Source organism: Niallia sp. FSL M8-0099 (assembly GCF_038006945.1).
Taxonomy (GTDB): Bacteria; Bacillota; Bacilli; order Bacillales; family Cytobacillaceae; genus Niallia; species Niallia circulans.
This window is the reverse complement of sequence record NZ_JBBOWF010000007.1, coordinates 1-21,952: the sequence shown is the minus strand read 5'-3', so window position 1 is coordinate 21,952 and position 21,952 is coordinate 1. Positions and strand designations below refer to the sequence as shown.

Below are 21,952 nucleotides of genomic sequence, written 5' to 3'. Positions count from 1 at the left end.
ACTATCTATTTTTTGGGAGATAATAATGAAACTAAGTGAAAGACAAGAAAAAATTATTAAAATAGTAAAAGAATATCAACCTGTAAGTGGAGAAAAAGTGTCTGATTTATTGGATGTATCTAGAGCCACCCTGCGATCAGATTTATCTTTTTTAACGCTTGTCGGAATCTTACAAGCTACCCCCAAAATTGGGTACACCTATTCGGGATCAGATTTAGAAAAATTTTTCTTTTTTAAAACTTTTAATACAAAAGTAAATGAGATAATGATGCCGCCGTTAATGGTTAATCAAGATACTTCCATTCGAGATGCTATAACAACTTTATTTATGTATGATGTAGGTTCATTATATGTCACTGGAGAAGAAAAACTTTTATTAGGGGTTTTATCAAGAAAGGACTTATTAAGAGCCTCATTAAATACGAATATAGATCAGACACCTGTAGCGGTCTGTATGACTCGCGTACCTCATATTAAAGTTTGTAAAAAAGACATGGACATCTTAGAAGCGGCAAGTATTCTTCAAGATTTTGAGGTGGACTCATTACCTGTTGTGGATGATGAAAATGAAAGAAAAGTGATTGGGAAAATCACTAAAACTAGAATATTAAATTTCATTATTCAACAGGCAAGAAAGGCAGAATTAAATGGATAGAGGAGATTTTTTATGAAAAATGAAATCATTGTATATACCATTTCTGATTCAATAGGGGAAACATCACAAAAATTATTAGCAGCCGTTACTGCTCAATTTCCAGATTTAGTATTCAACAACAGCTACCGTTTTTCTTTTGTTAACAAGGAAGAAGAGTTAGTTGATATATTAAATGACGCGGTAAAAGATGATGCAGTAGTAGTTAGCACATTAGTTGATAACCATTTAGCTAATGTCGCTAAAGATTTCAGCAATCGAACAAAGTTACATTACTTGGATTTAATGAATCCCTTTTTTGAAATTATTAAATCTAAAACAGGTTCTACCCCAATAGAAGAACCTGGTATTGTACATAAGCTAGATACAGAATATTTTAATAAAATAGCAGCAATCGAATTTGCAGTAAAATATGATGATGGAAAGAACCCACAAGGATTTCTTCAATCTGATGCTGTAATACTCGGTGTTTCTCGTACTTCCAAGACTCCTTTGAGTATGTATTTAGCCAATAAAGGGTATAAGGTATCGAATTTACCACTTATACCTGAAGTTCCCTTACCTTCCATTTTAGAGGAGGTAGAGGGACAGAAGATAATCGGCTTGATTTGTAATCCAGAAAACCTATCCAGAATCAGAAGTAATCGCTTAGATTCTTTAGGATTGAGTCACTCATCTAGTTATACAAATTTAGAAAGAATTTATGAAGAGTTAGAGTATTCAAAGCAAGTATTTAAAAAGCATAACGCCTATGTTATTGATGTAACAGATAAATCAATTGAGGAAACAGCTTATCTAGTAGAAAAACATCTAAAAGAAGTAAGTATCCACTGGTAGAGCCGGTGGATACTTACTTCTTTTTGAATCAACGCATTCTTGAGTATTCAATTGCATGAAATAATGATCCGTTTTTTCCGATAAAGCAATATTGCATACCAGTACTTATTCTTATTCCTCTATATTTCCACCTTCTTTTCTCAAGAAATTCAATAAATGTACAAACAGCTTGAATTAGCCCAGCATCTCTTTGTAGTATGGTACCATTATATTGATACTAAGAACGATTTTTAATTAATATAAGTAAAGAGGGATGATTTTTAGTGGAATTATCATTTTTAATGTTTGCATTAATCGGTGTTATTATTGGAATTCTATCAAGTATGTTTGGCTTTGGGGGTGGATTCGTAGTAGTTCCTATCCTATTTGCATTTTTACCAGATTCGATTCCAAGCGAATATTTAATGCATACAGCTATTGGTACGTCATTAGCAGTTATGATTATTAATTCATTCAATTCAACATATAATCATGCGAAAAAAGGCAATGTGACATGGTCAGTCTTCAAACTATTAGTAGGGTATATTTCAATAGGTTCTTTAATAGGTGGTATGCTTGCAGTCTATATTGATAGCGATTTCCTTAGGTTTGCGTTCATTGGTCTCTTAATTTACGTTTTGGTTTCAAACATTTTCAAAAAATCATTCACCAGAGAGATTGATGACCAATCATTTCATATGCCTAAGCAAAGTTCAGCATCTTTTATTGGAATAGGCATTGGATTTCTTTCAACCTTGTTAGGTATTGGCGGAAGTACCATGACAATTCCTTACCTTAGAAATAGAGGTATGCGTATGATACATTCTGTAGCTCTAGCTACCCCATTAGGTCTGCCAATTGCTATCGTTGGAACCTTTACTTATTTAATTACAGGAAGGCAGATAGATACAATGCCTTCATCAACTCTAGGGTTTATATACCTACCTGCGCTAATCGGGTTTACAATCGGTGGTTTTGTTGGCGTACCTATTGGAAGGTCTTGGGCTCAAAAGTTATCTGACAAACTCTTTTCCAAAATATACTTAATTCTTCTGCTTATTGTGGTCATTATGATGATTATAAGCTAATTACGGAATAACATTATACATAGAGATATTTATTATAATATAACCAAGTTATCTACAGAAAATGTTCCCTACCAAAATTCAATGAAAAAGCAAAATTCCCTACCAAATTTTTTCTTGGTAGGGTTTTTGGCAGGGAACCATATTATTTTATATGGTATTTGACCATTTTTAACAAGGTTAAACCCTTATAAATCGGTGTTCCCTCTTCAAATTAAGTTGTATTCTTACTCCCACTCAATCGTCGCAGGTGGCTTACTAGTAATGTCATACACGACGCGGTTAATATGGGCTACTTCATTAACGATTCTTGTAGAAATCACTTCTAGTACATCCCATGGCAGTCTTGCCCAGTCAGATGTCATTCCATCGATAGAAGTAACTGCGCGAATTCCGATTGTATAATCATACGTACGCGCATCTCCCATTACTCCAACACTGCGGATATCAGGAAGGACAGTAAAGTATTGCCATACATCGCGTTCTAAGCCAGCTTTTTTAATTTCTTCGCGTAAAATGGCATCTGATTCACGGACGATTTCTAGTTTTTCTTCTGTAATAGCACCTAATACACGAATCCCTAAACCAGGGCCAGGGAATGGCTGTCTCCAAACGATATCATCAGCTATTCCTAACTCAGAACCTAGAGCACGTACTTCATCTTTAAATAGCGTATTTAAAGGTTCAATTAATTGGAATTGCATGTCTTCAGGAAGTCCGCCTACATTATGATGGGACTTAATGGTTTGTGCAGTAGCTGTACCACTTTCAATAATATCTGTGTAAAGAGTACCTTGTGCTAAGAAATCAATTCCTTCTAATTTTGCTGCTTCATCATCAAACACATAGATGAATTCATTTCCAATAATTTTACGTTTTTTCTCAGGGTCACTTACGCCCTCTAGCTTAGACATAAAGCGTTCTTTCGCATCTACTTTAATGACGTTCATATTAAAGCCTTCTGTGAAAGTCTTCATTACTCCTTCCGCTTCGCCTTTGCGAAGAAGTCCATGGTCTACGAATATACAGGTTAATTGATCACCAATAGCTTTATGAATCAACACAGCAACAACAGAAGAATCTACTCCACCACTTAGGGCACAAAGAACTTTTTTGTCGCCGACCGTCTGGCGAATTTTTTCCATTTCAATTTCAATGAAGTTCTCCATTGACCAGTCACCTTTGCAGCCACAAACACCGAACACAAAGTTTTTCAATAATTCATTTCCATATACAGAGTGACGAACTTCTGGGTGGAATTGAACAGCATATAATCCTTTTTCTTCATTACTCATCGAAGCAATCGGACAAGAAGCGCTCGTTGCATCAATTGTAAATCCAGCAGGTGCTTCAACAACTAAATCACCATGGCTCATCCAAACGATTTGTTCTGTTGGAAGGTCAGCAAATAATTTAGAGTTGTTTTCAATATTAATTGCTGCTTTTCCATATTCACGATGCTTTGCTTTTTCCACTTTTCCGGCAAAATGCTGGGTCATCAATTGCATCCCATAACAAATACCGAAAATAGGAAGTCCTAAATCGAATATTTTCTTATCTACGCCAAATGCATTTTCGTCGTATACACTATTAGGGCCGCCTGAGAAAATGATTCCTGAAGGGCTTAATTCCTTAATCTCTTCAGCTGTAATGGTATGTGGATGCAACTCACTATATACTCCAAATTCTCTTATTCTTCTTGTAATCAATTGATTATATTGACTACCAAAATCTAGGACAACGATCATTTCTTGACCTTCTATATGCGCTTTCCCCATTCCTATTCACCCCAACTACTCTATTTGAATTTCTCTTCTTACTATTTCCAAATACCTTCATTATTCATGCTTATCTTTTCTCTAAATCAGATTCTGTTTTTTTACAAAAGTGCTGATTTGAATTCAATCAACCAACTTTTATAATGTAACCACAAAAAAAGACTAGAATCCGCCTCAAATAAAAACGAAGGCAGAATTCTAGTCTTTTTGGTTTCTTCATATAAGCTAAATAATCCAAAGACTTATCTGCCTTCATAGTCAGATCATTTAAGGCGACCCGGTAGAGACTCTCGAACCATATCATCGAGGATATATGAAGGAATTATATATAGATGTGAATATTGTAACAACATGTCGAATCGATGGTCAAGCTGTTGTTTTTTTAATTAAATTTTCCCACAATTCTCTCATATCTTCCCAAGTCTCTTTTTGCATATAACCTTTGTACAGATATTCCTCATATTTAGCAGTCAATTGGCTCATTTCTTTGCTTGAATAAATGTGATCTATTTGCTTCGCATACTCTCTTAAGGTAATTTCTTCCTTCTTGCGGAGTCCAGCTATCTCTAGTAGATGCAGCAGCACCATATAAGCCTTCGGAAAGTTAGTTTCCTCCGTTGTGTTTCGGAATTTCCAAATATAATAATAAGGAAGCCATTTATAGCGAAATTTATAAGCTGCTAATCCTGCTGTAATAATGATTACTAGAACCGTAGTGGCCCACTGCCAATTGTCTTTAACAATAGTTGTGTAATTCTTCTGCCCATCTGTAGATGGTGATGTTTTCTCCATTGTTTGCTCTGGATTTTCTGGTTTATTTTCTGGGGTTTCTGGCTTTCGTTCCTGTTGCTCCGGCGTTTGCGTTTCAGTATTCCCAGTATTTTGATTGCTCTCCACATCATTTATATACGTATTCGCATTAGAGAATCCTTGCGTTGGCTCAAAAGCAACCCAGCCTACATCTGGAAAATAAACCTCTACCCAAGAATGTGCATTATTATTTGTAACCTCATAGCGGCGAATATCCCCGTCCGCTTCTACAAATTCTCCCTCTGTAAAACCTTTAACCCATCTTGAGGGAATCCCAATAGAACGCAGCAAGGTAACCATAGAAGTCGAATAGTTATCACAATAACCCAGCTTTGTTTCAAATAAGAATTGATCCACATAATCCTCTTTCTCATTCGGGACTGCCACATTATTTTGACTATAAGTAAAACCATTAGATGAGAAATAGGTTTCTATCGCACGTACCTTTGCAAATACATTTTCATCATTTTTCGTTATATCAGCAGCAAGGTCTTTCACTCTTTGCGGTAATGAATCGGGAAGCTGAAGGTAGCGATTCACCATATCTGGATTATTTCTTATAAAGTCTTCCATATCAGCTGTTGTTAACGCATTTAGACTGTATTCCGGCACATCATATTTTACCGAGTAACTTTCTACATATCCATTAAAAACGCCACGTTCATTCCCACTTTCAATTTCCATGAACGAATTAGCAGCAGACACTTCTTTTACTCCTAATGGATATAGTAAATAAGAAAAGCCATTCGTAAATTGCACAGTGCTTTCAGACTCTGTCCGCTTCACATTTTCCCCTTCTACAAAAGAGACAAAAGGAATTGCGCCACCTTGATCTAATACTTCAAAGTTGTCCCGATTTAATTTTAAGGATTCCTCTGATTGGACCCAGCCTTTTCCTGTATAAGTATCTTTCGTTTCTACCTTCCAATAATGAGGCTTTTCTACCTCCGCAACAAAGACCAAGGAAGAATCACCAATAAAGTCTCCCCCTAATCTTGAATCATCAACACTATAACCAACTCTATGAATACCGCTTCCTGGAATATCTCCATCCTCTACTCCTCCTTTATCCCCCATTGTCTGGATAAAAGGAACAGGGTCTGGCCAAATAGGATCTGCCTTTGGTGATAAATAGCCAATTCCAGCACTTCCTATTACGAATAGAAGTAAAGGAATCATCCATTTTACGATCGAACTGTTAGTATTTCCAGATCCTTCTTTATCACTTAATCGAAAAAATGTTAACATGCCCATTGCTGTAAAACCTATGATTACCGTACGAATAATTGCCAAATCAGCACTATAAATCGTAAAAGTATCTAATACGGTAATATAAATAATTGTCAGCAAAAAGAATGTAAAAATCTTTCTTCGCTTAATTAGCCAATAATCAATTAAATACGCCATCAGCCATAATAAAATGAAACAGAGACTGCTTTTAAACATATTCGTCATTTCCGGCCACTTTGTATTAAATACCAATGCTAAATTATCGATAAATTCGGCTGCAAAAGGTTGAATCCATTGGAAAGTAAAAAATGATTCCTCATAATATAAATATTGAAGAATAAATATAATATAAACAGTCTTCAATGTGCCGCTTACCCAGCTTGGTGTCCGGGAAAAGGCTAACAATAAAGATAACGCAAGAAATAAGTGAAAGACAATCACATTCTCTGTATTCGTTAATTCTTCTAATGGTCCGAGCCATTCACAAATTAGTAAGAAACCTAAAATGTATAATAAAAAATTAGCAATTGTGATATGTTTTTTGCTATAGGGCGTTCCCATTTATGCCAGCCCCTCTCCAAAAGCTTCTTTAAATCTCCCCTCAGAAACAGGAATGATTTGAATGCCTTTTTTTCCAGCAAAAGCACTTAATGTTCTTTCTTCACTAGATAAACCTTCCTTTTGTCCAGTGATGGCAAACATCACGATATTATATCTTTTACTTGCCAACCACCCAGCTTTATCTATAAGTTCTCTTGTTACTTGGGAAGTAATTAACATGATTGTGGCCTGTGGAGGCAATTGACTACTTTCATAATCTACAACCTCTGCTAATGTGATTTCCTTTGTAGCACGTACTTTTGCTAAATGATAGAGCAGGTATTGTTGGTGACTTTCCCCTCCCCTTATTGGAAAAATCTTACGCTCCGTATCTACCGATAATAAGCCTACTTGCGCACCTTTTTTTAAAATAACTCGAAGGATAGAAGCAGTGAAAGACACTGTCGTTTCAAATCTTTTATTTTCTTGGCAATCCATCACAATCATAATGTCATGCGACTGTTTTTGTTCAAATTCCTTTGTCATCATATTGTTGCGCCTTGCACTTGCTTTCCAGTTAATCCATGAAAAGCGGTCACCTGGCTGATACTCTCTCACACCAACTGCCATTGTCGTATCTCGCTGCACGCGCTCTTTCGATGAGATCATTCCCTGCTCATAGTGATTTTCCAGCGGTTTGTATATCATTTCTTCAATAGGAGGATACACTAGAATCCGTTCTACTTGAATATAGACCTTCTCCTTCTCAATCAGACCTAAAGGGTCACCCAATTGGAGAAAGATTTGATCAAATACATGCTCTCCTCTTGGCAACTCCTTCACCGTATAATTAAAGCGGAGTCTCCGCTTTAATCCAGGCATTAACATTCTCTTTTCTTCTATTTTTTGCCCCATTGTGGAATTAAATGAATCTCTCACCACCATATAAAAAACAGGAAAAAACGAGTTTCTCGTTAATTCAATTTCTACTTGCATTTCTTCTTTCGCCCTATATTCATATTTCAAAATTTTTCTTTTTACTTGCCAATCCCGCATTGGATAGACTGCAATTAAAAGACCATATAAAGCAAATGGTAAAAAACTATAAAATAAAAACCAGCTTACAAACCCACCTTGAAACATAGCATAGGAAAATACCATCACTATTAGTAAAAATAGCAAAATTAATTTCCAAACCCGATTTAATTTATGCAAAAATCTTTTCATTACTTCACTAACCTTTGTACTGGTACAGGCACTTGCCCGATAATTCGATTAATAATTTCTTCTGCTGTTATCCCATCGAACTTTGTTTCTGATTTTAAAATCATTCGATGAGCAAAAACAGCTTTTACTAAGAATTGCACATCATCTGGGATGACATAATCTCTTCCTTGAATAAAGGCATAGCTTTGGGATGCTCTCATTAATGCAATGGAACCCCTCGGACTGACTCCTAGATAAATACTCGCATTTTCTCTAGTTGCTGTTGCGAGCTCCACAATGTATTTTTTAATCGTTTCATCCACATACACTTGTCTTACTTCATCTTGAAGAGTAAGTAACTCATCTAAGCTTACAACTGACTCTAATTTTTCAATTGGCGCTGCTACTTGGACTCTAGTCAGCACTTCTATTTCTTCTTCTACGGTTGGATATCCCATATTCATTTTCAATAAGAAACGATCTAGCTGTGCTTCTGGAAGAGGATAGGTTCCTTCATATTCAATTGGGTTCTGGGTTGCCATAACAAAGAATGGCTTTTGTAAATGATGTGTCACGCCATCAATCGTTACACTACTTTCTTCCATCGCTTCCAAAAGAGCTGACTGAGTCTTTGGTGATGTTCGATTTATTTCATCAGCTAGAATAATATTCCCCATAATTGGTCCTGGCACAAATTGAAATTCTAGCTCTTTCGGGTTATAAATAGACACTCCCGTTACATCAGAAGGTAAGAGGTCTGGAGTGAATTGAATTCTACGAAAATTAGCACCTACTGATTTCGCTAAAGCTCGCACCATCATTGTTTTCCCAACTCCTGGAACATCTTCTAATAAAACATGTCCTTGGGCAAGCAAAGCAATTAAACTCAGTTCTGCTACATCCCTTTTCCCAATCATCACCTTTTCGATATTACCGATTATTCTGTTAATTACCAAACTATGATTTCCTGCCATTCTTCTCCTCCTGTTGCATTCTAGTAAATTGCTAGTTTTAGTTGCATTGTTACGACACTATCTTTCAACTAAGTAATCATTTTTCTTACTAGTAACCAATCCATTCTTATTCATCTAGCTTCTATATCAAGCATTGCCATTTTTTAAGATAAAAATTCCTGTGGGTTTAAACCTAATTCTCGACAAATTTCCGTCACCACTTGTTTTTCCCTTTGATCAAAATGACCATCTGCATATCCAATCGCAATACAATACCGAGCTACAAGTCTAGCAATCTCTGGCTTTGAGCGAACTTTTCCTAGTGCGCGAAAGCTTTCGGCTCTACCAATAATTTGATCGTATTCTATTTTTCGGACAAAGTAATTAAATTGCTGAATTACTTTATTTGTATCAAAAACACGTAATTCCTCACTTTGATGGATAAACTCCATCATTTTTTGTTCTTCCGTATGGTCCAATCTTCCGTCAGCCATACCTACTAATGCACATGCAGCAACAACAGCGTCTAATACTTCTGGATTTTTATAGCGCATAAAGATATCTCTAGCTCTTTGTTTCTGCTGCCTTCCCCATTCTGCATAATCCGTCTGAGATGGAGACCAACTATAGCCACAACTATTGCATGTTATTTTCAGCTGTCCTTTTCCAATAAATCCACCTAATAAACCGACAGGTCCTAAAATCAATCCACCAATTGCCGCTTTGCCAATCCCAAAGCCTTTTTCACCGGTACGGACATTGGTACTTCTACATCTCATACACTGCATATGATCACTAGAATATGCGTCATTGACAGCAGCTTGTCCATACATTTGTGGATGCGTATTTGTTGAATAAGAAGGTTGCCCGTTTGGCTGATAAGCCCCGCTGCTAAAAGCCGGATAAGTTTGCGTTTCAAATGACTGGTAATAAGGCCTATTAGGTTCTTGATAAGCTTGTTGGATAGATTCATTAGGATAAGCAGGTGCTTGCGGTTCATCATCAACTGTTACTCCAAAATTGCGGCATAAGACAGCTAGTCCACCTTGAAAGCCACTTCCGACAGCATTAAATTTCCATTCTCCGTGATGACGGTATAACTCGGCTGCAACAATAGCAGTTTCAATTGTATAATCTCTTCCAAGATTAAAACGAAGAAGTTCTACTTGATCTCCCTCATTAAAAACTCTGACATAGGCATTAGATATTTGACCAAAATTTTGTCCTTTATTATACGCATCATGAATGGTAATGGTAAAAGCAATGCGTTGAATAGCGGCAGGTACTTGGGATAAATTCACTCGAATTTGTTCGTCATCCATTCCGCCATGCCCCGTCCGGTTATCCCCGCTATATACTACCGATCCGTTAGGACCAGTTGGGTTATTATAAAAAATAAAATCATTATCACTCCATACTTTATGATTATCGCCCAACAAAAAAGCTGACGCATCTAAATCATAGTTGGCACCATGTTGATTGATATCCCACCCTAAACCAATTACTACCTTACTTAACCCAGGATGTGATTTTGTCAAATCTATCTTTTGACCCTTGCTAAGCATGACCCCCACAAAGAACCTCTCCTTTTTTACAATCATTTTCTTCCAACTATCGATAACTATTATTTTACAGCATTATCTAGGTAATTGTACGTATATTCATTTACAGTTGTATTACAACTACACCTTTTACGATATAAACCATGAAAAAGTTTCCTCTTTTAGCAATTCCTCAATATCTCTATTCTTTCTATACCTTTTCTCTTCTAATTTGTAATGTTTTTTGGAGGTTTGTCATAAAAAAGATGAAGAAGACATGTTTGTCATGAATTTGGTAGGTTCGTAACGGTTATTTAACCGAACAAAATTCTCTTGTACGGTAGAATGGAAAAGGTAAAGGAGTTGTTATGTATGTTATTTGGTTCCCTTATTTGTAAGATACGAAAATATCATAAATATAATTATTATTACAGTGGTATATGCATCACTTGCGGAGAGGTAAGAAAAGAATACGAGAAATTACAAGAAGACACCACAGAGGAACAAGCAGAGGAAAAAGATATTACAGATCAATCGATTACACAGTAATCATTTATCATATAAAATTCTATATCTTCTTCATTTAAGGCTTTGTTCAATGAATGTTTTTGGCAAAAAGATGAATGCTTTCTTTCCTTGTTTCTCTATGGCATGCTTTCTAAACAACATTTTATTAGAACAAAGCCTAAATGATTTAACTTATCTTCAATATATTAAAACTTCTATCAGCGGGAGGTGTTTCCTCCTCACTGATGGTTAATGTGAACCATCAAATTTTTATGGACAGTTGATCTCCTATAACCTCTAAATTCTCTTAATGGAGAAACTAACGATTAACAACTCTTTGTATATGAATAGCTAAATATAACTTTTCATTATCTGTTAAAGAATAATTGAATTGACTTTCAATATATTCATTTATTTTTTCCGTACATATAAAAGCTTCCCTATGCTTATGTTTCACCATTTCGAATAGATATGGATCGTCATCATCCATGTATGTCTTACTATAGAGTCTTTGCGCAAAGAACTTCAAATGAGTAAGAAATCGAAAGTAATTTAAAGAGTCCTCGTCAAATTCCATCTTATAATGGTATTTAACAATATTTAATATATTTTGCATAACCTTTGTGATGTTCGCGATATTAGGCATTTCTTGACTCAGGTCTGAATTAACTAGATGCATCGCAATAAAACCAGCTTCATCTTCTGGCAGCTCAATGCCTAATTTCTCCTTCATTAGTTGAATGGTCTCTAAACCAATAGCAAACTCTTCCTTATAAAATCTTTTTATTTCCCATAATAAAGCGTTCTTAATTTCAAACCCCTTTTCGATTCTCTGAACAGCAAAATGCAAATGATCTGTTAAAGAGATATAAAAACTATCATTTAACTTTCTGCCTAGCCTGCTGCTAGCAATCTTAATGACTTCCTCTGTGATTTCGATATATTCAACAGGTACTTCATATAAAAGTGTTTTAAACTTTTCCGACATATCATTATTTTTCAAAGCAAATATTTTTTCAATTTTTGCTTCTTCCACTAAATCACCAGGCTTCTTTTGAAAAGCTATCCCTCTTCCCATTACTACTAATTCTTCGTCTTTTTCATTAAATGCAGCAATTACATTATTGTTATATACTTTTTCTATTTTCATTTGACCACCTGTAGTTTAATATGGCTTTTTTTCCTTATCATGGATAAGTGATCGTGATAGTATGGTTTAAAAATAGGAAAGAAGGAAAGCTGAAAAATCAACTTTCCTATTTCCCTTTATACATTCTCTCCATTGGAGGCAATAACCTCTTTATACCAATCAAAGCTCTTTTTCTTTGATCGCTCTAATGTTCCGTTCCCTTCGTTATCTTTATCTACATAAATATAACCATAGCGTTTTTTCATTTCACCAGTAGAAGCACTTACAATATCAATTGGCCCCCAGCTCGTATATCCGATCATTTCTACACCATCCTCTATGGCCTCAGACATTTCTATAACATGCTTTCGTAGATAATCTATCCGATAATCGTCCTTTACCTCTCCATCTTCCGAAGGTATATCGACAGCACCTAACCCATTTTCTACTACAAATAGCGGCTTTTGATAGCGATCATACAATTGATTTGCAGTGATACGGAAACCTTTAGGATCAATCGTCCAACCCCATTCCGACTTTTCCAAGTATGGATTTTCAATAGAACCAAACACATTACCCGAGGTCTGCTTATTGACCTCTGGATTTGTACTTGTCGTACGACTTGCATAATAACTAAAGCCTATATAGTCAACGGTATATTTCTCTAATAACGCTTCATCCTGTTCTTCCATTTCAATCTTTAAATTCTTATCTTGGAAAAACCTTTTCGCATAGCCAGGATATTTCCCACGAGATTGAACGTCTATGAAAAAGAAAGAATCTCTATCCTTTTCCATTGCATCCAAGACATCATCTGGATTACAAGAATATGGATACGTTTGACCGGCCGCCAGCATACAGCCAATTTTCATCTCAGGATTTATCTCATGCCCAGCTTTTACCGCTAAGCTGCTAGCAACCAATTGATGATGGGCTGCTTGATATTTCACTTGAAGCTTATCTTCTCCTTCTTCAAATACCAAACCTGCTCCAACAAACGGTAAATGTAAAAGCATATTGATCTCATTAAAGGTCATCCAATATTTCACTTTATCCTTATATCGCTCAAATAAGGTAGTTGCATATTTTTCAAAGAAATCGACTAATTTACGATTTTTCCAGCTGCCATAATTCTTTACTAGATTTATTGGTACATCAAAATGAGCAATGGTTACGACTGGCTCGATTCCATATTTTAAGAGCTCATCGAAAACATTATCATAAAATTTCAATCCCGCTTCATTTGGAGCAGCGTCATCTCCATTTGGAAAAATTCTAGCCCATGAAATCGATAAGCGCAATGCTTTAAATCCCATTTCTGCAAATAGAGCAATATCTTCTTTATAACGATGATAGAAGTCAATCGCTTCATGCGAAGGATAAAATTCCCCTTCCAGTGGTTGATAAGAAGGAAGCTTGCCCATCATAATTTCAAATCTTTTATTACCTGTTGGCAATAAATCAACCGTAGTTAAGCCCTTCCCATCCTCTAAATAGGCTCCTTCTGCTTGATTAGCGGCAATTGCACCGCCCCATAAAAAACCTTGTGGAAATGCCATAATGTCTCATCCTTTCTCATAATTCTTGCTTATTTTTACTTAGTTTCGAGGTGGAATAAAGAATCTCCTTGTTGAATCTGTTTTTTATCTGTTACCTCTAAATGAAACTCTCTATAATTTGTAATCACAATTGGTGTCGTTAAAGGCTTGCCGGAATTAGCTATTTCATCTATATCAAATTCAATAAGCAATTGTCCTTTTTTCACTAACTCACCTTGTGTGGTGTGTACAGTAAAATGCTGGCCTTCTAATTGCACAGTATCCATTCCGATATGAATCAAAATATCTGCACCAGTATCTGTTGTAATCCCAATTGCATGTTTCGTCGGAAATAAAGCAGAAACCGTCCCATCAGCAGGAGAATATAATTTCCCTTCACTCGGTTCAATAGCAATTCCATGGCCAAGTGCACCAGATGCGAATGCTTCATCTTTAACTTCTGATAAAGGTTTTACCTCGCCCTTTAGGGGGCTTAACACTTCCTCTTTTTCTACCTTTGTTGCTGCTACTTGGTTCGATGCTGTAGTATTTCCTGTTGAATTTTGGCCTTTGTTAATGCCGCCAAAGAACAATGTCAATAAGAACGCTACGATAAAGCCAACAATGATGGAAATAAGTGCTCCCCATAAGTTCATATTGATTCCCTCAGGTGTAATATAAGAAGGAATACCAAAAATTCCAAGACCACCAACGATGTAACCCTTTACATCTGTTAACCCGGCAATAGCACCACCAATACCTGCACCAATACAGCTAATAATAAATGGTTTCTTTAAAGGTAAGGTAATTCCGTAAATAGCTGGCTCCGTTACACCAAAGATACCGGAAATAAACGCTGGATAACTCAATGTTTTTAACTTTTGATTTTTTGTTTTGATCAAAATTGCAAGAACTGCCCCGATCTGTGCAAAAGACGCTGCGAAGACTGGAGATAAAATCGTATCATAGCCAAGTGTCGCTACATTGTTAATAGCAATTGGCACTAATCCCCAATGAAGACCGAAAATAACAAGCACTTGCCAGAATCCACCAATCAATAAACCTGCAATAGCGGGACTTAAATTATATAAGAATAAAGATCCTTGACCGATTAATGTACTTGCCCATGTTGCAATAGGCCCAATAACAAGAAATGTGACTGGAACTACAATCACTAATGTAAATAATGGCACAATAAATGTTTTCACTACATCAGGAATGACATTTCTTAGCCATTTCTCTACTTTAGATGCAAAGAATGTCGATAAAATAATTGGGATAACCGAAGAAGAATAACTCATTAAAATTACTGGTATCCCTAAAAACGTAACATGGATCGGCGATTCAAATAATGTACCTCCAAACAAAGTATATAATGGATCACCCGTCGTTAAAGTGGATAAGGTTGGATAAACTAATGCAGCCCCTATCGCCATTCCAATAAACGGTGTTCCTCCAAATTTCTTAATCGCAGTATATCCTAAGAAGATTGGTAAGAAATAAAATAGTGCGTCACCTGTGGCATTTAAAATTTGATAAGTACCAGATGATTCCGTTAACAATTTTGTTGATAGAAATAGTGCATTAAACCCTTTAATCATCCCTGAAGCTGCTAAAACACCAAGAACTGGCGTGAAAATACTTGAAATCATGTCGATAAATCGATTGAAAAGTGAACCTTTAGAACCTTCCTCTTCCTCTACAGGCTGCTGGCTCTGGAAACCTCCTACTGATACAACTGCTTTGTATACATCTGGAACATGGTTGCCGATAACGACTTGATATTGACCGCCGCTTTTCATGACAGTTACAACATCATCCATATTTTTTAGGACTTCTGTATTCGCTTTACTTTCATCTTTAAGCTTAAAGCGGAGACGTGTAATACAGTGCACAACACTGGAAACGTTTTCTTTTCCACCTACATTCGCAATGATATCTTTTGCTAATTGCTCATATTTCATTTTTTTACCCTTCCTTCAGCTATGGAATTTGGTTTTTACAAATAAAAAAACCTGACCTGACTAAAATACACGCAAAACAATAGCATGTTTTTCTAGTCAGTTCAGGTTATGCCCACTTAAGGTAACATTCCTTCACGGAACTTTTAAGTTTTGTTATTTGATATCTGTAATTTATCACGTCTCGTTATACATGTCAACGCTTTCTTTTTAGAAAAATTAATTTTTTTATTTAAGTTCCTATTTATTTTCTTTCAATTAATAATCCATTTTTAACTGAAAATCAAAATAGCGCTGAGCATTATAGTAAGATATATCCTGAACAATTTGACTGAGCCATTCCATATCATTTGGGTACTCCCCATTTTCCACCCAATTCCCTATTAGATTACATAGAATTCTTCTAAAATAATCATGACGGCTATAAGATAAAAAACTGCGCGAATCTGTCAGCATTCCAATAAATCTCGATAATAGCCCTTGATTTGCAAGTGTTTTCATTTGTGCTGCCATGCCATCAATATGATCATTAAACCACCAGCCAGATCCGAATTGTAGTTTAGAGGGAATTCCACCTTCTTGGAAATTTCCAGCCATTGTTGCTAAAACTTCATTAGTATTCGGATTTAATCCATACAGAATGGTCTTTGGCAGGCTGCTATCTCGATCCAGCTCATCTAATAATTTCGCTAATGGAATAGCAATAGGACTATCTTGCATCGAATCACAGCCTATATTTGCACCAATTGTTTGAAATAAACGAGAGTTGGCACTTCTTAATGCTCCGATATGATATTGCATCACCCATCCTCTTTGGCTATATGCTTTACCAAGGCTGACAAGTAAACTAGTCAAAAACTGATTATTTTCTTTTAGAGTAATAGCCTCACCAGTCAACGCTTTTTTTACTATCATATCCAACTCTTCCCTTGTTGCTGATTCATATACTACCATTTCTAAACTATGGTCAGACAATTTGCAGCCAATCTCATGAAAATAATCTATCCTATGATCTATTGCCTCCATCAAAGTGCTATAACTCGTAATTTCTACTCCTGTAAGATTGCTTAGTTTTTCAACATACTCCGCCCAATAATTGCTTTGAATAGCCATTAGATGATCTGGACGAAATGCTGGTAAAACAGTTGTTGAAAAAGTTTTGTCTTCTTGTAATAACTTATGAAAAACTAAATCATCAATCGGATCATCTGTAGTACCAATAAGAGCTACATTTGACCTTTCAATTAAGCTTCTTGCTGAAAAGTCTGGACTCTGTATTTTGCGATTACAAGTTTCCCATATTTCCTTTGCTGACGTTCGTTTTAGAATTGCTTCCACTCCAAAATATTGTTTTAACTCTAAATGCGTCCAATGATAAAGTGGATTTCCAATTAACTTCTCTACAGTCTCAGCCCATTTTTCAAACTTACTGTAGTCGTCTGCATCTCCAGTTATATAGAATTCATCTATACCATTAGCACGCATGGCACGCCATTTATAATGGTCCCCCTCCAGCCACAGCTCTGTAATGTTTTCATATCTTCGATTCTCATAAATTTCCTTTGGGTCTAAATGACAATGATAGTCATAGATTGGCATGGTCGCCGCATAATCATGAAATAATGTTTTCGCTGTTTCTGTCTGCAGTAAAAAATCTTTATCCATAAAAGTCTTCATTTTGTTATCCTCCTCTTAATTAATCTTTACTTGTGTTAAATCTTCATCTGTCTTTCCACCCCAAAGCTTTTCATAGGAATAACCTGTTAAGGATTCGACCACTTTCTTCGTTTTTGGATCTACATCCTTTTTTAAACCGTTGTTCTTTAAACGTTCAATTTCCTCTACAAGAATTCCATGCGTTTCTTTATTTAATTTAAAGGTGAATGCTGCAATTAATGAAATAAAAAGCAAAAGACCTACCCCAATAATCATGATATACATTATAGTATCAACAGCACTCTGTGGCTGCGTTGCCGAGCCTTGTACAAATCCCCCTTTCTCTAAGATGGCTCCAACTAAAAAGGTCGCAAGTGCAACAGAAGACTTTCTAAAGAACGTCATTACAGAAGCAAAGATTCCTTCTCTTCTTTTCGTTGTAATCATTTCATCTACATCTGGAATAAACGGAAAGACATTCCAAGGAACGAATTCCAGCATACTTCTTCCAATTTGATACAAGAAGGAAATAACCCCTAATACGAGGATTAGATTACTAGGATGATATAAATAAACCGCCCCATATCCTAATAAACACAGAATCATAGTAGAATACGATATTTTAAATAAATTTGCTGGTCCAATTTTAATCATTAAAAATCCATATAGAATAGCTCCAGGTAGCCCAATAATACTAAATGAAAGTAGATTCGCTGCTACAGTGGAAGTACTATTTAAAGCGTATACACAAAAGAATACAAATACTGCGTTAAAAGCATCTTTCGCTGTCATCGAACAAATATAAATTAATAAATGCTTACGAAAGCTTTTCACCCTGAAAGTGGAAGCAAAGTCCACAAACATTTGTATCACTACCTTTAAACCATTTTTTCGTTCTTTCTTCTGGCTTATCAGTAGTTGTAATTCTTCAGGCGAAACTTCTCGTTCCCATGTAGAACGGAAAGAAATATACACACATATAGCAAAAACAACTGCAAAAAAGGCACCATTAATGAAGAAAGCAAGGGAATTATCTTGTCCTAAAATACTAAAGAGCTGCCCAGGTATAAATGTGGCTAAAAAGGTTCCAAGTCCTGAGATAAACATTCTAGCAGTTGATAATTTCGTTCGTTTATTAAAGTCCGTTGTCATTTCAGAAGGGAGTGTTTCCCATGGAATTAAAACCATCGCTGCAATAATCTCAAATGCTAAATAAGTAAGAAGATAATATAAATAATTCATTCCCGAAGTCCAGAGTAATACATATACAAGCATTAGTGGTGAACCAATCAATAAGAAAAATCTTCGCCGTCCAAATTTTCTTCCTAACTTAAATTTTAAAAAGTTGTCTGAAAAGCTTCCCATAAATAAGCTGACGACTGCATCTACTATACGAGCAATTGCAATAATAGAAGCACCTTGAACTGGCGTCAAACCAGCATAACTTGTATAAAAAAACAAAAGCCATGCTCCTATAATGGTAAAAGCCCCTCCGCCCATCATATCTGTTAAGCCGTATCCAATACTCCTTGCAAGCGTAACATCCTTTTGCTTTTTTTCCATTTCTAACGCCTCCTATTTATTATCAATACGAATATAGGTAAAACGTTTTCATTTATTTGAAAGTATAATAGGAAAAAGGAAAGTGTCAGGAACCTCTCCTTTTCCTATTATCTTTTAAACCATTTATATTTTTTGCATTTTCTCTTTTGTTAAAATTTTATTAGTATCCCATGCGCCTAATAAGTACATTACCCCTAACGCACGATCATATAACCCATATCCCGGCCTGCAAACTTCATCCCAAATATGTCTCCCATGATCAGGTCGAACATATCCAACGAAACCGTTTTCATATAACCCATTTACAATTTCAGTAATAGGTACAGACCCATCCTCCGCACGATGAGAAGTTTCTATAAAACTACCATCTTCAAAGTGCTTTACATTTCTAATATGCGCAAAAGGAATTCTATTAGTGAATGTTTTCACAATATCAACTAAGTCATTACTTGGATTTGCTCCAAGTGAGCCAGAGCAAAAAGTTAAACAGTTTGCTGGACTGTCTACGCTAGTTAAAATCCGTTCGATATCTTCTTTATTTTTGACAATCCGAGGCAACCCAAAGATAGAAAAAGGCGGATCATCCGGATGAATAGCCATTTTAATTCCACATTGCTCTGCAACAGGAGTAATTTCTTCTAGAAAGTATACCAGATTATCGAACAAATCCACTTCAGATACATCTTTATATAAAGAAAATAAGTGCTGTAAATCTTTTAGTCTCTCTGGCTCCCATCCAGGCAGCGTTAACTCTTTTGTATTTTCTTCCATATTTTTCACTACTTGCTCAGGTGTAAGAGAAATGACTTTTGCAGCATCAAAATACAACGCCGTACTGCCATCTTCTGTTTCTTTAAATAAATCTGTACGCAGCCAATCAAAGACAGGCATAAAGTTATAACATACTACTTTTACGCCAAATTGACTAAGATTCTTTAATGTTTCTTTATATGCATCAATATATTGCTGTCTTGAATTTAATCCTAGTTTTATATCCTCGTGAATATTAACGCTTTCAACAACATCTGTATGAAATCCATACTGCTTCGCCTGATTTACTACTTCCGCAATACGCTCCACCGGCCAGACTTCTCCAACAGGTACATCATGCAGAGCCCACACTATCCCTTTAACCCCTGGAATTTGGCGTATTTGTTTTAAAGTGATGGTGTCATTCCCTTCTCCATACCATCGAAACGTCATTTGCATATTTTGTTTTCCTCCTTTGTCGCACCATCATACTTTTTCCATTAGTATTGCTGCGGATAAAAATATTCAGGAAACTCTTGTAATAAAACGCCTTTTTCAGAAAGCATTAATCTCATATGGTCAGACATTAATTGTTCTGCTTTTGTCCGATTTCCACCTAAGATTGCTTCATAAATTTCTTTATGATGACTAATTAATATTTCCCAGTCTAAATCCTTTATGTCTTTTAATCTTAATAAGCGAAATCTATTCAAATGGCCAGCCATATCCTGAATCATTTTCCAAGTACGCTCTTTGCCACAGCAAATAAAAAGTTCCTTATGAAAATTTTCATCCAAATCGAAGAATTTTTCCTTTTCCTGTTTTCCTACTTCATTACTTGCCAGCATTTCTTGCATCTTTAAGTTCATTTCTAACTTCAGGGAAATTTCATCAGTCATATTCTCACAGCATAAACCAACGATATTTGTCTCAATTATCTCACGAACAAAGCGCGCTTCTTCGGCAAGGCTAAGGTTAATTAGAGAGACAAATGTACCACTCTGCGGAACAATCGTTAATAACTCCTCTTGCGCTAATCTTATAAATGCTTCTCTAATAGGTGTTCTACTAACCTGCAATTCATCTGACATAATTTTTTCACTGATTTTTGTACCAGGTATAAGCTTTAATTTTAAAATTTCATCTTTCAATTGGTTATAAGCAAATACTTTCGCACTATTATTTGACATGAGGGACCCTCTTCTCCTTTTTATATTTTTTTAGTATATAAAAAGGAGGGTTAAATGTCATTCATTTTCAATAATTTCAATAATCGCCTCCTTTAAAACATATTAATATACTAATATGGTAGTTAAGTACATTATAACTTCATTTCTTTTGGAATACAATTCAAAAATAGTACTAAAATGTGACAATTCCATTAACAGCTTTTGCAATATATTTATACTTTTATTAGAAGTAATGAACTATTATGTGAATTATTAAATAATTATTGATATAGAATGAAATGCTAAAACAGAACCGGAGAGAGGAAACAATACGATGAAAAAAAGTGAACAGAAGTATTTATAAAAATTTCTTTTTTAATATTGAAAAAGAAGAAGCATGGTTAAATAAAATGTGTAAAAAAGAGTATGCGCTTAAAGAAATTTCCAAAGGGTTTTATTTATTGGAAGACTACATTCCTGGTAATTTTATTTACAGAATCGCATTTCTAAAAGAGAGTACGCCAAAAAATAATAATCTAGCATTAAATGTGGAACATATCGCATCAGCCAACAGATGGCACTATTTTCGAAAAGATGCTGCCTTAGGAAAGTTCGTTATATATTCAGATATTGATTCCCAAATGGAACATTATCAAAGAATTAACTTTATCTGGTATATTCTAGCCATAATTTTTCTTTATTCCGGCCTCCAAGTCATTTTTCTAAGAGACAAACCAGTATTTAATATCCTATTAAATACTGGTTTCATTGTTATAGGAATTCTCTTCCTTATTATTGGATTTCCTCTTACTAAAAAAATTTATATTCTAAAAAGGAACAAGAAATTACCGCTTTAATTAGAAATAACCTATTTTATATGTTATTGCGTCTATTTGACCTGCCTTTGTTGGCCTTTTGGGTATGAGTACTCCGAGCTAACTTTTGGTTTTCCAGCTAAAACTGGCAGGTTTCCAATGCCAAATTAATGCTTTTCAGCGAAACTTCTGATTTATCAGCCAAAACTTCACTCTTTTCAGCCAAACTTCCGATTTATCAGCCAAAACTTCA

The 21,952-nt window shown here is 35.5% G+C and carries 17 protein-coding genes and 1 riboswitch; of the genes, 5 read left to right on the top strand and 12 right to left on the bottom strand.

Annotation, left to right across the window (positions count from 1 at the left end; translation table 11 throughout):
* The first annotated feature begins 25 nt into the window (after positions 1-25).
* The 3 genes from NSQ92_RS26620 to NSQ92_RS26610 all read left to right on the top strand — a co-directional run bounded on the left by NSQ92_RS26620 (position 26) and on the right by NSQ92_RS26610 (position 2,556).
* Positions 26-655: a CBS domain-containing protein gene (locus tag NSQ92_RS26620; protein ID WP_144546466.1), complete on the top strand. Its 630-nt coding sequence runs from the start codon at positions 26-28 to the stop codon at positions 653-655.
* A gap of 12 nt (positions 656-667) precedes the next feature.
* Complete coding sequence (locus NSQ92_RS26615; protein WP_047943385.1) at positions 668-1,489, top strand: pyruvate, water dikinase regulatory protein; 822 nt, start codon at positions 668-670, stop codon at positions 1,487-1,489.
* Positions 1,490-1,752: 263 nt separating this feature from the next.
* Positions 1,753-2,556, top strand: a complete 804-nt coding sequence (locus NSQ92_RS26610; RefSeq protein WP_047943384.1) for a sulfite exporter TauE/SafE family protein — start codon at positions 1,753-1,755, stop codon at positions 2,554-2,556.
* Positions 2,557-2,780: 224 nt separating this feature from the next.
* Here the strand turns inward: NSQ92_RS26610 and guaA are convergent, their stop codons facing one another.
* The 5 genes from guaA to NSQ92_RS26585 form a co-directional block, all read right to left on the bottom strand.
* Positions 2,781-4,331 carry a glutamine-hydrolyzing GMP synthase gene (guaA, locus tag NSQ92_RS26605; RefSeq protein WP_047943383.1) on the bottom strand — a complete coding sequence of 517 codons (1,551 nt, stop codon included), beginning with the start codon at positions 4,329-4,331 and terminating at the stop codon, positions 2,781-2,783.
* 235 nt (positions 4,332-4,566) lie between these two features.
* A riboswitch (purine riboswitch) is annotated at positions 4,567-4,668 on the bottom strand.
* Positions 4,669-4,697: 29 nt separating this feature from the next.
* Positions 4,698-6,932 carry a transglutaminase TgpA family protein gene (locus NSQ92_RS26600; RefSeq protein ID WP_341117076.1) on the bottom strand — a complete coding sequence of 745 codons (2,235 nt, stop codon included), beginning with the start codon at positions 6,930-6,932 and terminating at the stop codon, positions 4,698-4,700.
* Positions 6,933-8,138, bottom strand: coding sequence for a DUF58 domain-containing protein (locus tag NSQ92_RS26595; protein ID WP_341153417.1), 1,206 nt, complete (start codon positions 8,136-8,138; stop codon positions 6,933-6,935).
* Positions 8,138-9,091 carry an AAA family ATPase gene (locus NSQ92_RS26590; RefSeq protein WP_047943380.1) on the bottom strand — a complete coding sequence of 318 codons (954 nt, stop codon included), beginning with the start codon at positions 9,089-9,091 and terminating at the stop codon, positions 8,138-8,140. The genes NSQ92_RS26595 and NSQ92_RS26590 overlap by 1 nt, the downstream gene beginning before the upstream one ends.
* A 143-nt stretch (positions 9,092-9,234) precedes the next feature.
* Positions 9,235-10,644 carry a TerD family protein gene (locus NSQ92_RS26585; protein ID WP_047943379.1) on the bottom strand — a complete coding sequence of 470 codons (1,410 nt, stop codon included), beginning with the start codon at positions 10,642-10,644 and terminating at the stop codon, positions 9,235-9,237.
* A 339-nt stretch (positions 10,645-10,983) separates the two neighbouring features.
* Between NSQ92_RS26585 and NSQ92_RS26580 the strand changes: the two genes are divergently transcribed.
* Positions 10,984-11,160, top strand: coding sequence for a hypothetical protein (locus NSQ92_RS26580; protein ID WP_156485495.1), 177 nt, complete (start codon positions 10,984-10,986; stop codon positions 11,158-11,160).
* Between the two features lie 277 nt (positions 11,161-11,437).
* Here the strand turns inward: NSQ92_RS26580 and licT are convergent, their stop codons facing one another.
* The 7 genes from licT to NSQ92_RS26545 form a co-directional block, all read right to left on the bottom strand.
* On the bottom strand, positions 11,438-12,268 hold the full coding sequence (licT, locus tag NSQ92_RS26575; RefSeq protein ID WP_047943378.1) for a BglG family transcription antiterminator LicT: 831 nt from the start codon (positions 12,266-12,268) through the stop codon (positions 11,438-11,440).
* Between the two features lie 116 nt (positions 12,269-12,384).
* Positions 12,385-13,806 carry a 6-phospho-beta-glucosidase gene (locus tag NSQ92_RS26570; protein ID WP_341153416.1) on the bottom strand — a complete coding sequence of 474 codons (1,422 nt, stop codon included), beginning with the start codon at positions 13,804-13,806 and terminating at the stop codon, positions 12,385-12,387.
* A 35-nt stretch (positions 13,807-13,841) separates the two neighbouring features.
* A complete protein-coding gene (locus tag NSQ92_RS26565; protein WP_047943376.1) occupies positions 13,842-15,749 on the bottom strand; it encodes a beta-glucoside-specific PTS transporter subunit IIABC in 1,908 nt (635 codons plus the stop codon).
* 255 nt (positions 15,750-16,004) lie between these two features.
* On the bottom strand, positions 16,005-17,423 hold the full coding sequence (gene uxaC, locus NSQ92_RS26560) for a glucuronate isomerase (protein WP_341153415.1): 1,419 nt from the start codon (positions 17,421-17,423) through the stop codon (positions 16,005-16,007).
* A 15-nt stretch (positions 17,424-17,438) separates the two neighbouring features.
* On the bottom strand, positions 17,439-18,965 hold the full coding sequence (locus tag NSQ92_RS26555) for an MFS transporter (RefSeq protein WP_047943374.1): 1,527 nt from the start codon (positions 18,963-18,965) through the stop codon (positions 17,439-17,441).
* Between the two features lie 123 nt (positions 18,966-19,088).
* Positions 19,089-20,174, bottom strand: a complete 1,086-nt coding sequence (gene uxuA / locus NSQ92_RS26550; RefSeq protein WP_047943373.1) for a mannonate dehydratase — start codon at positions 20,172-20,174, stop codon at positions 19,089-19,091.
* A 41-nt stretch (positions 20,175-20,215) separates the two neighbouring features.
* Entirely contained in the window at positions 20,216-20,905 is a 690-nt protein-coding gene (locus NSQ92_RS26545; RefSeq protein WP_047943372.1) for a GntR family transcriptional regulator, read from the bottom strand.
* A 323-nt stretch (positions 20,906-21,228) separates the two neighbouring features.
* Here NSQ92_RS26545 and NSQ92_RS26540 point away from each other — a divergent pair, with 323 nt between their 5' ends.
* Positions 21,229-21,741, top strand: coding sequence for a DUF2812 domain-containing protein (locus tag NSQ92_RS26540; protein WP_341153414.1), 513 nt, complete (start codon positions 21,229-21,231; stop codon positions 21,739-21,741).
* Positions 21,742-21,952: the final 211 nt, after the last annotated feature.